Origin of the sequence: Phaeovulum sp., from assembly GCF_047638075.1 — a bacterium.
GTDB lineage: Bacteria > Pseudomonadota > Alphaproteobacteria > Rhodobacterales > Rhodobacteraceae > UBA6197.
The window spans coordinates 1-10,955 of the sequence record NZ_JBLJBV010000092.1; the positions used below are offsets into that span (position 1 = coordinate 1).

Here is a 10,955-nt window from a genome sequence, read left to right on the forward strand (position 1 = left end):
CAAACAGATTTGAGAAGTGGGATCCAAAGCTGCCCGGCACCGCGAAACAGGCAACGACACCCGCGACGCCAGCCGCCCCCAACCCGATCGCGCCCAAAACCGCAAGCAAACCTGCCCGAAAGGCCGCGCCCAAAGCGGCGGCCCCGAAAACGGCCAAACCCGCGAAAGCAAAACCGGCAACTAGCAAACCTGCCACAAAAGCCGCGGCCAAAGCCGAACCGGCCGGGTCTGCCGCCAAGCCCCCCCGCAAACGCGCGGCAAAAAAAGGTGAGGCATGAGTACCCCGCAAGACATTGACGACACTGCCGCCCCGCTGATCGAACACCTCAGCGAACTGCGCACCCGATTGATGTGGTCAGCATTGGCCTTCATCATCGGCATGTTGATCTGTTTTACGGTCTGGAACCCGATTTTCAACTTTCTGACCCAACCAATTTGCGGCGCGCTTGAAACACGCGGGCAGGATTGCGGCTTGATCCTGATCAAGCTGCAGGAAGGCTTTTTCGTCGCGATCAATATCTCCTTTCTGGGCGGCTTTGTGCTGTCCTTTCCGGTGATTGCCTACCAGCTATGGCGGTTTGTGGCGCCGGGTCTTTACAAGACGGAAAAGAATGCGTTCTTGCCGTTTCTGGTGGCCTCGCCGGTGATGTTCGCAATCGGGGGTGTCTTTGCCTATTACGTTGTCCTGCCGTTGGCGTTCGACTTCTTTTTGGGGTTCCAACAGGGCGGATTGGGGGCTGAGACCGGCAAGGGCGGCGCCATGGCGGGGATCACGTTCCAGGGCTCGGTGCAGGAATATCTTGCATTGACAACGAAATTCATCATGGCGTTCGGGATCTGTTTTCAGCTTCCGGTTTTGCTGACGCTTATGGGCAAGGCGGGCCTGGTCTCGGCGGCGGGGCTGGGGGCGGTTCGCAAATACGCGGTGGTGGTAATTTTGATTGTCGCGGCTGTCGTGACGCCGCCTGATGTGATCACGCAGGTGATCTTGTTCACGGTGGTTTACGGGCTTTATGAAATCTCGATTTTCCTGGTGCGCCGGATTGAGATCAAGCGCGAGGCGCGGCTGCGCGCCGAGGGCCTGTGGGTTGATGACGAAGACGAAGACGAAGATGAGGGTGCCGAAGAAGAGGCGTCAAAATGACTGAGCCGTTAAACCGGATCGCGGCCGCATTGGAACGTCTGGCCCCCGCACCGCAGCCCGCGCCAGATTTTGGCCAGGCGGATGCCTTCGTCTGGCATACCACCCCCGACCGGCTGGAGCCGGTGGCCGAGGTTAGCCGCGTCGATCTGGCCTTGCTTTACGGTATCGACCGGTCCCGCGACACCTTGCTGAAAAACACCGAACAGTTCGCGCGGGGTTTTGCGGCCAACAATGCGCTGTTGTGGGGCGCGCGCGGGATGGGGAAATCGTCTCTGGTCAAGGCGATTCACGCGGCGGTGCTGGAGCGGGGGCATCGGCTCAAGCTCGTTGAACTTTCACGCGAAGACCTGCCCAGCGTCACCCGCCTGCTGACCCATTTGCGCGCTTCGCCTGACGAACGGTTCGTGCTTTTTTGCGACGATCTGTCGTTCAGCCATGACGATCAGCACTATAAAAGCCTGAAGGCGGTGCTGGATGGCGGCATCGAGGGGCGCCCGGCGAATGTGCTGTTTTATGCCACCTCGAACCGCCGCCACCTGATGCCGCGCGACATGATCGAGAATGAGCGTTCCACCGCGATCAGCCCCTCGGAGGCGGTCGAGGAAAAAGTGTCTCTGTCAGACCGTTTCGGGCTGTGGCTGGGGTTCCATCCCTGTAGCCAGGATGAATATCTGGCGATGATTGAGGGGTATTGTGCGGCTTATGACATTGATGTGCCCCCCGAGGCTTTGCGGGCAGAAGCCATTGAATGGCAGGCCACGCGCGGCGCGCGGTCCGGCCGGGTGGCATGGCAGTTCTTTACGGATCTGGCCGGGCGGCGCGGCGTGGCGCTTTGACCCCTGCGCGGCCCCGATGCCAGGGCCAGCGCAGGGTGCATTTCTATTGCAGATAGGGCAGCGGATCGACGCTTTCAAAGCCGTCGCGGACTTCGAAATGCACAAAACCCGGATTGCCCGCGCGAACCTTGGCGATGGTCTGGCCACGGCTGACCTTTGCCCCTTTGGTCACGGTGATCGCGTCAATATTGGCATAAACCGTCAGCAGGCCGGATTCGTGGCGCAACACCAGAATCGGCACCTGCCCGGTGTCTTTGGTGATCGCGGCCACGGTTCCGTCAGCGGCAGCCTTGACCGCGGTGCCGGGGGTCGCGGCAATGTCGATGCCGTCATTCTTTTTCTTCACATAGGGGCGGATGATCGCGCCTGATACCGGCATCTGCATCTTGGACGTCCCCGAGGCCGCAGTGCGGTTTGCGCCCAGATTGGGCGTGGCCGGCTTGGCGACAGCGGCGCTGGCGGCGGGGGGATTTTCGGCAGGCAGGGGCTTGGCCGCTGACGGGGGCGTCGGGGTTGGGCTGCCACTGCCGGGGGCCGTGGTCACGGCGACCACATCGCCAGATGCGCTGCCCGAGGCCACCGGAATCATCAGGAATTGCCCCTCGCGCACCCCCAGATCGGCGGGCAGGCCGTTCCAATCAGCCAGGGCGCGGACGCTGACATTGTAATAACGCGCGATCGAATAGGCGGTTTCGCCACGCGCCACCTTGTGCCGGACAGGCTCGGGGCCGGTGGGCTTGGCGGCGGCAGGGGCTGCGGGCTGATTGGCCGAGGCGCGGTCAATGGCGTTTGACGCGATCGAGGTGATGTCGATCCGCTCGGTGCCCAAGGCACCTGCGTTGGTCGGGGTACCCATGCCGTCGGCCACGCGGCGCGGCAGGGCCAGAACCTCACCCTTGCCCAAGGTGGTGTCGGGCGTCAGCGCGTTATAGCGCGCGAGCTCGACCGGATCCGTGCCGATCCGCTGGGCCACGGTGGCCACGCTATCACCGCGCTGCGCAACCGCGACCTGATAGTTGGGGTAGGAAATGACCCCCCGCGCATCGGGCTGCGGCCGCGCAGCCGAGGCTTGCCGCGCCGCATCCGAGGTATCAAAACCGGTGCGCCCGAATTTGCGCAAATCACCGTCGAAAGAGCCGTTCGGGTCGCACCCGGCCAAAGCCAGCGCAGCACCGCCCAATAGCAAAACGTGGCCAAGGCGGAAACGGGCGGTCAAGGGAAAGATCATCTACTCTGTCCTCGTCGTTTGTGGGGCCCCTGTCGCCGGGCCTTTCACTTCATTTCGGGCTAGTCGTTTGCCAGCCCCTCGACCAACGGCACAAATCGCACCGGGCGCAATTCTTCGTAATCGTATCCTGTTGCAAGCCGGGTCACGCGGATCAGGCTTTGCACCGCATCCGACTGCCCAACTGGCAACACCATGATACCGCCGATTTTAAGCTGCGCCAATAGGGGGCCGGGCGTGTCTTCGGCGGCGGCGGTCACGATGATACGGTCAAAAGGGGCCTGATCGGGCAGGCCGCGCGACCCATCGCCGGAAAGCGCGGTAATGTTGGCTATGTGCAGGGCTTGAAACACCGCCTCGGCCTCGCGCACGAGGCGACGGTGGCGGTCGATAGTGTAGACCCGGCGCACCAGATGCGACAGGATCGCCGCCTGATAACCGGACCCGGTTCCCACCTCTAGCACCTTGTCGCGCGGCTGAAGCCTTAGCGCCTGCGTCATCAGCCCCACGACCGAGGGTTGCGAAATGGTCTGACCACAGGCGATGGGCAGGGGCATATCCTCATAGGCGCGTTCCGCAAAAAGGCCGCGCACAAACAGCCCGCGGTCCACCTTTTCCATTGCGTGCAGCACCCGCGCCTCGGTCACGCCTTTTGAACGCAGCGCAAACAAAAAGCGCATCTTGCGTTCGGCATTGTTATTGGTTTCATCGCCGGGCGGATCGGCGGGGCGGGTCATGCCAGTCGTGCCTCCAGATCAGCCAGAATGTCATGCGCGGTCAGATCTGCCCGCATCGGGGTGACCGAAATATAACCCTCAAGGTTCACGGCGACATCGGTTCCCGGCGCGGTGGGCATGTGCTGTCCGCCCCCCTTGATCCAGAGGAATTTGCGACCCGATGGCGAAACATGCGGCTCTACCCCAAAGAACGTATCGGTGCGGTAGCCTTGCGCGGCGACCTTCATGCCGCGCGTTTCAGCCGCGCTGATCGGCGGGAAATTGATGTTGTAAAACAGCCGGTAATCGTCTGCATCCCAGCGGCCCTTGTCCAAAAGTGCCCGCACCACAGCCGCGCCATGGGCGCGCGCGGATTCAAACGGATCGGTCAACTCGTCTGTCTTGGGGCCCATGAACTGCGACAGCGCGATTGCCGGAATACCCTGAAGCGCCGCCTCCATTGCGCCGCCGACGGTGCCGGAATAAAGCGCGTTCTCGGCGGCATTATTGCCCCGGTTCACCCCTGAAAGCACCAGATCGGGGCGCGCGCCCCGCAGCACATCATAAAGCCCGGCCAATACGCAGTCGGCGGGGCTGCCCTCGGCGGCGTAGCGGTTTTGGGAAAGCTTGGCGATCATCATCGGGTGGGTGTAGCTGATGCAATGACCAACGCCCGATTGCTCAAACGCGGGGGCGACGGTCCAGACCTCACCCTTGGGGCCCGCGATTTCATGTGCAATCTCGGTCAGAACCTCAAGCCCCGGCGCATTGATGCCGTCATCATTGGTAATCAAAATTCGCATGGCGCCCCGCTTTCTTTTTCACTGATTACCCCGCGGACCTGCGGGCGTAAAGCGATGCAAACGCTGTCCAGGGGAAAGTGTCTGATCCGCCGCAACATATTTTCGACAAAAGCCAATAAAAACCTTATACTTAGAGAGATTCGATAAAGCGATAACCAGGAGTATTGAGTTATGCCGCGACTTGTAGTCGGACAAGGTGGTTTTTGGGGTGCGCTAGCAGGGTGCTGTATCTTGGGCGCGTGCGGTAGCGGCGGCGGCGGGGGTGTGAACGAGCGCCCTACCTATGTTGAGCAGGTGGCAACATATGAGAGTGTTGCCGATGAGGCGACGGGTCTGACCGCAACTGCATCGTCAGATTTGCCGACCCAGGGTTTTGCAAGTTACAACGGCGTCGCAAGAATGGAAATCCGGCCAGACGGCGGGAATGATGCAGACCCGGCCTTGGATATCCTGACGTCCGATGTGCTGATAAAGGCGGATTTTGCTGCAAGCCGCGTGTCTGGCAATATGCGCAATTTCAACAGCGCAACCGATGGCGCGCTTGATGGCGCACTCACCATCGCGCCGGTTGACCTGAACCGCTACGACCCGGCCGTTCCGCAATATACCGCAACGGCCGAGGGGTCTTTGGAACTCTACGGGGAGACCCGGAGCAGATCGCTGGTTGTCAAGGGTGGCTTTGGCGGACCAAATGCCGAGGTGACCGGGGGAAGCCTGCGCGGCGTTACCCCATCGACCGACGGGGATCTGCTTGTTACCGGAGGCTTTATTGCCAAGCAGTAAGGTCAGGTCGTCGCGTCGCGCTATAGTGACGCGACGATCCGGGCGGCCTCTTGGCGCGGATCATGCAATTTTGTGCGGTCTTCGCCGGGAAAAAAGCGCGCGCGGGTGGCTGTCGGCATCGGGGCCGGGGTTTCTATCAGGACCTGTGGCCCGATCTTGACGTTTTCTGCCTGCCAGCTGCGGGCCAGCGCCATTTGTGCGGCCTTGGTAGCGCCGTAAGCGCCAAAGAATTTCTGCCCCGCGCGCGGATCATCCAAAAACAACGCCCGGCCATTTCTGGCCCGCAACAACGGCTCGATCAGGGGAATCAGCGTCGCGGTTGCGGTGATATTTGTGGCGATGGATTTGGCCATGTCCTTGGCCGCGATATGCCCCGCGGGCGACAGCGGTGCGGCGTGCACGGCACTATGCACCCAAAGCTGCACACCGCCCCAGCGTGCGGCAACGGACCCGGCCAGATGCTGCATTGCCTGCGGGTCTGTCACATCCATCGGCGCCAGTGTGGCGCGGCCACCTTTTGCCTGAATTCTGTCGTCCAGCTCTTCCAGCCCACCTTGGGTGCGGGCGACGGCCATCACATGCCAACCTGCATCTGCCAGGGCCTCGGCCAGGGCTGCGCCCAACCCGCGCGAGGCGCCGGTGATCAGGGCCAGTCTTTCGGTTTTCATCGGGGGGGTCTGGATCTGTGTCATGGGCGCTGTTTCGCATTCAGGGGGGTGGCATGCAAGAGGAAGCGTTGACATCTGCACAGGCTGCGTCAAAACTGCGCGGCAGAGATATTCTTCATGTAAGGCCCTCAGATGACACTTTCAAAAGCTATCCTGACCCGTCACTCCCTAATGACCCAAGTACTGATGGTGCTGGGGGGGTCGCTTTTTGTCGGCCTGTCGGCGCAGGTCAGCGTGCCGATGCTGCCGGTTCCGATGACGTTGCAAACGCTGGCGATTACCATTGTGGGGCTGACCTACGGGTCGCGCCTGGCAGCGGCAACGTTGATCGCCTATTTGGCCGAGGGCGCAATGGGCCTGCCGGTTTTTGCCGGCGGCGCTGCGGGTGCGGGCGTGTTGATGGGGCCAACGGCAGGGTTTTTGTGGGGCTTTGTGGGCATGGCCTGGTTGACCGGTTTCATGGCAGAGCGTGGCTTTAGCCGGGGTCTGGGCAAGCTGTTCATCGCCGGGTTCGTGCCGGGAATGGCGCTGTTCGTGCCGGGTGTTCTGGTGCTTAAAACGGTCACCGGGCTTGATCTGTCGATGGCCACTGCGGCGGGGGTTACACCGTTCTTGCTGGGCACGCTGGTCAAGGCTGCACTGGCGGCGGTTGCGGTTTCGGGTGGCTGGGCTGCGCTGAAATCCCGCAAGGGCTAAGCGCACCGCATCACATTGGTCTGAAACGCCGCCTTTCGGGGCGGCGTTTTGGTTTTCAATCCCAGCGCTTCTTGCAAGCGCAAAAAAGGGGCGGCTTTGCTGCTGCGGTATCTCAGCCGTTGAGGGGGTGCGGAAGGCACCGGCATTCTGGACAATGGCAGATCGGGACGTGGCACCGTTTGGGGCACACAGAGATGGCTCGATTCGTTTGAACAGGTTCCGGGCGACAACGGAAAGTAATGCGGTATCGCAGGCGCCCAATGAAAAAGGGCCGGAGAAATCTCTCCGGCCCTGCAAACTCTCAAAACCCTTAGCGCTTGGCGACGTCTTTGTAGTCACGCTGGGTTTCACCGATATAAAGCTGACGGGGACGGCCGATTTTCTGGGTCGGGTCGCCAATCATTTCCTTCCACTGCGAAATCCAGCCGACGGTGCGCGACAGCGCAAAGATTGGCGTGAACATTGACGTCGGGAAGCCCATCGCCTCAAGAATGATGCCCGAATAGAAATCGACGTTCGGGTAAAGCTTCTTGTCGATGAAATAGGGGTCTTCCAGCGCGATACGCTCCAACTCCTTGGCGACTTTCAGGGTTTCGTTGTCGTGGATGCCCATCAGGTCAAGCACCTCATCGGCCGACTCCTTCATCACCTTGGCGCGCGGGTCAAAGTTCTTGTAGACCCGGTGGCCAAAGCCCATCAGGCGGAACGGATCGTCCTTGTCCTTAGCGCGGGCGATATATTCGGGGATCCGGTCAACGGTGCCGATTTCGCGCAGCATTTCAAGGCAGGCCTGGTTTGCACCACCATGCGCCGGGCCCCAGAGGCAGGCGATACCGGCGGCGATACAGGCGAACGGATTGGCCCCTGACGACCCGGCCAGACGCACCGTCGAGGTCGAGGCGTTCTGTTCGTGGTCGGCGTGCAGCATCATGATCCGGTCCATGGCTTTTGCCAGAATCGGGTTGACCGTGTACGGCTCTGCCGGGATCGCAAAGCACATGTAAAGGAAGTTCGACGCGTAATCGAGGTCGTTGCGCGGGTATACGAAGGGCTGCCCCATCGAATATTTATAGGCCATGGCGGCTATCGTCGGCAGTTTGGCAATCATGCGGATTGCGGCCACTTCACGGTGCCAAGGGTCGCTCACGTCAAGGCTGTCGTGATAAAAGGCCGACAGCGCGCCCACCACACCCACGAGGGTCGCCATCGGGTGGCTGTCGCGGCGGAACCCGCGGAAGAAGTAGTGCATCTGTTCGTGCACCATGGTGTGGCGGGTGATGCGGTCTTCAAAATCCTTCATCTGCACGGCATTGGGCAGTTCTTCGTTCAGCAGCAGATAGCACACTTCCAGAAAGTGGGAATTGTTCGCCAGTTGCTCGATCGGATAACCGCGGTAAAGCAGTTCGCCCTTGTCGCCATCAATATAGGTGATCGAGCTTTCGCACGCCGCGGTCGAGGTGAAACCGGGGTCATAAGTGAACACATCACCCTGCGCATAAAGCTTGCGGATGTCGATCACGTCAGGGCCGACGGTAGGCGACATTATGGGTAGCTCGATGGTTTTGCCTTCAATGCTCAGCGTCGCGGTCTTGGTTGTATCAGCCATTCCGTTCCCTTTTCTAAAGGCCCTGCGGGTTTACGCCGGGCATGATCTATCTGATGTGATCGGGCGGCGGCAAAGCGTCAGGCTGCCTGATCGGTCAGCCGGGCCAGCGTTTCATCACGTCCCAGCGTCAGCATCATATCAAAGACACTGGGGGTCACCGTGCGCCCGGAAAGCGCGGCGCGCAGCGGTCCGGCCAATTTGCCCAGACCCACACCATGGGCCTCGGCAACGGTGGCAACGGTGGCCTCCAGATCGTTCCGCGACCAGTTAGCATTCTGCAACTGCGGCGTCAATTCTTTCAGTATACCACGGGATACCGGATCAAGCGCCTTTTGCGCCTTCTCATCCACATCCAGTGGCCGGGACGTCAGAATAAACCGTGCCTTTTCAAGAAGTTCGGGAAATGTCTTGGCGCGCTCTTTCAGGCAGTACAGGGCCCGTGCCAAACCGTCACGCTGCATTTTACTCAGCGCAGGAAGGTTGGCGGCGGTCAGATATGCCTCAATTTCAGGCAGTAATTGCGCGTCTTCACTGGCGGCAATATGCTGCCCACACAGGTTCTCCAGTTTTTTGAAGTCGAGCCGTGCGGGCGCCCGGCCGATTCCCCCCAGATCGAACCATTCCCGCGCCTGTTCGTCGGTAAAGAATTCATCGTCCCCATGGCTCCATCCAAGGCGGGTCAGGTAGTTGCGCATCCCTGCCGCCGGGTAGCCCATGGCCTGATACTCCTCCAGCCCGACCGCGCCGTGACGTTTTGACAATTTCTTGCCATCAGGGCCGTGGATCAGCGGAATATGCGCAAAAACCGGCACATCCCAGCCCATCGCGTTATAGATCTGCACCTGCCGGGCGGCATTGGTCAGGTGGTCATCGCCACGGATCACATGGGTCACGCCCATGTCGTGGTCGTCAACAACAACCGCCAGCATATAGGTGGGCGTCCCGTCTGAACGCAGACAAACCATGTCATCCAGCTGATCGTTTCGGAAGGTGACCGCACCCTGCACCTGATCGTCGATCACCGTAGTGCCATCGCGCGGCGCCCGCAGGCGGATGACATAGGGCGCATCAGGGTGGCTGGCCGGGTCTGCGTCGCGCCAGGGGCTTTGATAAAGCGTGGATTTACCCTCGGCGCGGGCGGCCTCGCGGAAGGTTTCGATCTCGGACTGGGTGGCAAAGCATTTATAGGCGCCACCGCGCGCCAGCATCTCTTGCGCGACTTGGGCGTGGCGGTCGCGGCCGGCAAATTGGCTGACCGCCTCGCCGTCCCAGTCCAGGCCCAGCCAGGCCAGACCCTTTAGAATCGCCGCCGTTGCCTCGGGGGTAGAGCGGTCGCGGTCGGTGTCCTCGATGCGCAGCAGGAATTTTCCACCCTGACCGCGCGCGTAGATCCAGTTGAACAGCGCCGTGCGCGCCCCGCCGATATGCAGATAACCGGTGGGGGAGGGTGCAAAACGGGTCACGACGGGCGCAGGGCTCGCGGGGCGGGTGTTTTCAGATTGGGACATCGGGCGCGTTAACCTTTCGGAAACCATGAGCCGGGTAGGCTTTGGCGTGATCCTTAGGCAAGGACGGGCGGAGAAACAAGCGTGGCAAACCTGTCGGATACCGGCATTTTGGCCCCCATGCAGCTTGCGCGCCTGCGCGAGGGCGTGGTGCGGCGGCTGTTTGGCGGGCTGTCGGCGCCGCGTGCGGCACTGATTGGCGCGCGGTTGGATCTGGCGTTATGGGTGCCGGTCGCGCTGTCAGGCGGGATCGGGGCGTTTTTCATTTCTCGGGTCGAGCCGGGGGCGGTTGCGTTTGCCGTGGCGGCGGTTGTTGCGTTGATCGGGGCTGCGTGCTGGCGTTTCGGACCCGAGGCCATGCAGTTTCTGGCGGCGGTTCTGACACTCATAGCGTGTGGCTTTTTACTGGCCGGGGCACGGGCACATTCGGTCGCGTCCCCGGTGTTGGGTTATCGCTACTATGGTCCGGTCGAGGGGCGCATAGTCGGGATTGACCGCTCCAGCCGCGACCGGATTCGCCTGACGCTGGATCAGGTGGTTCTGGCCGATACGGCACCTGCGCGGACACCGGGGTTGGTGCGGGTATCGCTTCAGGGAGACCAAAGCCGTCTTGCGGCCGAACCGGGCCTGCGCGTCATCCTGACCGCGCATCTGTCGCCCCCCTCTGGCCCGGCCGAGCCGGGGGCATATGATTTTCGCCGCCATGCGTGGTTTTCGGGCCTGGGTGCTGTGGGGTATACGCGCGTGCCGGTGCTGGTGCTGGAACCGCCAGACCCGTCAAACTGGTTGCTGGCCGGACACCGTGCGCGGATGCGCCTTTCGGCGGCGATCCAGGCGCGAATACCGGGGCAGGCGGGGGCTGTTGCTTCGGCGCTGATGACCGGGGACAGGTCCGGGATTGCCGAGGCGACGAATGCATCGATGCGGGCCTCGAACCTTTACCATATCGTGTCGATTTCCGGGCTGCATATGG

At 61.6% G+C, this 10,955-nt stretch carries 12 protein-coding genes; 5 read left to right on the forward strand and 7 right to left on the reverse strand.

The annotated features are described in order from the left end of the window. Positions 1 to 250, reverse strand: a 250-nt coding sequence (locus ACM62R_RS13850; RefSeq protein ID WP_415184633.1) for a hypothetical protein, incomplete at its 3' end; no start/stop codon positions are given. A gap of 24 nt (positions 251 to 274) precedes the next feature. Between ACM62R_RS13850 and tatC the strand changes: the two genes are divergently transcribed. Together tatC and ACM62R_RS13860 are read left to right on the forward strand one after the other, a co-directional pair. Then, positions 275 to 1,144: a twin-arginine translocase subunit TatC gene (tatC, locus tag ACM62R_RS13855; RefSeq protein WP_415184634.1), complete on the forward strand. Its 870-nt coding sequence runs from the start codon at positions 275 to 277 to the stop codon at positions 1,142 to 1,144. Then, positions 1,141 to 1,980 (forward strand): ATP-binding protein, encoded by an 840-nt coding sequence (locus ACM62R_RS13860; protein ID WP_415184635.1) that lies wholly within the window; start codon positions 1,141 to 1,143, stop codon positions 1,978 to 1,980. Before tatC ends, ACM62R_RS13860 begins: the two co-directional genes overlap by 4 nt. Before the next feature lie 43 nt (positions 1,981 to 2,023). Here the strand turns inward: ACM62R_RS13860 and ACM62R_RS13865 are convergent, their stop codons facing one another. The 3 genes from ACM62R_RS13865 to surE are packed head-to-tail and all read right to left on the reverse strand — an operon-like array spanning position 2,024 to position 4,724. After that, on the reverse strand, positions 2,024 to 3,208 hold the full coding sequence (locus ACM62R_RS13865; protein WP_415184636.1) for a peptidoglycan DD-metalloendopeptidase family protein: 1,185 nt from the start codon (positions 3,206 to 3,208) through the stop codon (positions 2,024 to 2,026). A gap of 59 nt (positions 3,209 to 3,267) precedes the next feature. Then, complete coding sequence (locus tag ACM62R_RS13870; RefSeq protein ID WP_415184637.1) at positions 3,268 to 3,942, reverse strand: protein-L-isoaspartate(D-aspartate) O-methyltransferase; 675 nt, start codon at positions 3,940 to 3,942, stop codon at positions 3,268 to 3,270. Continuing rightward, positions 3,939 to 4,724, reverse strand: a complete 786-nt coding sequence (gene surE / locus ACM62R_RS13875) for a 5'/3'-nucleotidase SurE (RefSeq protein ID WP_415184638.1) — start codon at positions 4,722 to 4,724, stop codon at positions 3,939 to 3,941. Before surE ends, ACM62R_RS13870 begins: the two co-directional genes overlap by 4 nt. A 264-nt stretch (positions 4,725 to 4,988) precedes the next feature. Here surE and ACM62R_RS13880 point away from each other — a divergent pair, with 264 nt between their 5' ends. Then, positions 4,989 to 5,507 carry a transferrin-binding protein-like solute binding protein gene (locus ACM62R_RS13880; RefSeq protein WP_415184639.1) on the forward strand — a complete coding sequence of 173 codons (519 nt, stop codon included), beginning with the start codon at positions 4,989 to 4,991 and terminating at the stop codon, positions 5,505 to 5,507. 20 nt (positions 5,508 to 5,527) lie between these two features. Here the strand turns inward: ACM62R_RS13880 and ACM62R_RS13885 are convergent, their stop codons facing one another. Then, a complete protein-coding gene (locus ACM62R_RS13885; RefSeq protein WP_415184640.1) occupies positions 5,528 to 6,199 on the reverse strand; it encodes an SDR family NAD(P)-dependent oxidoreductase in 672 nt (223 codons plus the stop codon). A 147-nt stretch (positions 6,200 to 6,346) separates the two neighbouring features. On the opposite strand from ACM62R_RS13885, the gene ACM62R_RS13890 reads away from it, so the two are divergent. Beyond that, entirely contained in the window at positions 6,347 to 6,871 is a 525-nt protein-coding gene (locus tag ACM62R_RS13890) for a biotin transporter BioY (protein ID WP_415184641.1), read from the forward strand. A 310-nt stretch (positions 6,872 to 7,181) separates the two neighbouring features. On the opposite strand, the gene ACM62R_RS13895 is transcribed toward ACM62R_RS13890, so the two are convergent. After that, on the reverse strand, positions 7,182 to 8,477 hold the full coding sequence (locus ACM62R_RS13895; protein WP_415184642.1) for a citrate synthase: 1,296 nt from the start codon (positions 8,475 to 8,477) through the stop codon (positions 7,182 to 7,184). A 77-nt stretch (positions 8,478 to 8,554) separates the two neighbouring features. Beyond that, a complete protein-coding gene (gene gltX / locus ACM62R_RS13900) occupies positions 8,555 to 9,985 on the reverse strand; it encodes a glutamate--tRNA ligase (RefSeq protein ID WP_415184643.1) in 1,431 nt (476 codons plus the stop codon). 81 nt (positions 9,986 to 10,066) lie between these two features. Between gltX and ACM62R_RS13905 the strand changes: the two genes are divergently transcribed. Then, on the forward strand, positions 10,067 to 10,955 hold an 889-nt coding region (locus tag ACM62R_RS13905), incomplete at its 3' end, for a ComEC/Rec2 family competence protein (protein ID WP_415184644.1).

Excerpts from the sequence above, each read along its gene's own strand:
- ACM62R_RS13885 (WP_415184640.1), bottom strand. The coding sequence starts at position 6,199 with ATGACACAGATCCAGACCCCCCCGATGAAAACCGAAAGACTGGCCCTG.
- ACM62R_RS13860 (WP_415184635.1), top strand. The coding sequence starts at position 1,141 with ATGACTGAGCCGTTAAACCGGATCGCGGCCGCATTGGAACGTCTGGCC.
- ACM62R_RS13865 (WP_415184636.1), bottom strand. The coding sequence starts at position 3,208 with ATGATCTTTCCCTTGACCGCCCGTTTCCGCCTTGGCCACGTTTTGCTA.
- ACM62R_RS13870 (WP_415184637.1), bottom strand. The coding sequence starts at position 3,942 with ATGACCCGCCCCGCCGATCCGCCCGGCGATGAAACCAATAACAATGCC.
- ACM62R_RS13890 (WP_415184641.1), top strand. The coding sequence starts at position 6,347 with ATGACCCAAGTACTGATGGTGCTGGGGGGGTCGCTTTTTGTCGGCCTG.
- surE (WP_415184638.1), bottom strand. The coding sequence starts at position 4,724 with ATGCGAATTTTGATTACCAATGATGACGGCATCAATGCGCCGGGGCTT.
- tatC (WP_415184634.1), top strand. The coding sequence starts at position 275 with ATGAGTACCCCGCAAGACATTGACGACACTGCCGCCCCGCTGATCGAA.
- gltX (WP_415184643.1), bottom strand. The coding sequence starts at position 9,985 with ATGTCCCAATCTGAAAACACCCGCCCCGCGAGCCCTGCGCCCGTCGTG.
- ACM62R_RS13895 (WP_415184642.1), bottom strand. The coding sequence starts at position 8,477 with ATGGCTGATACAACCAAGACCGCGACGCTGAGCATTGAAGGCAAAACC.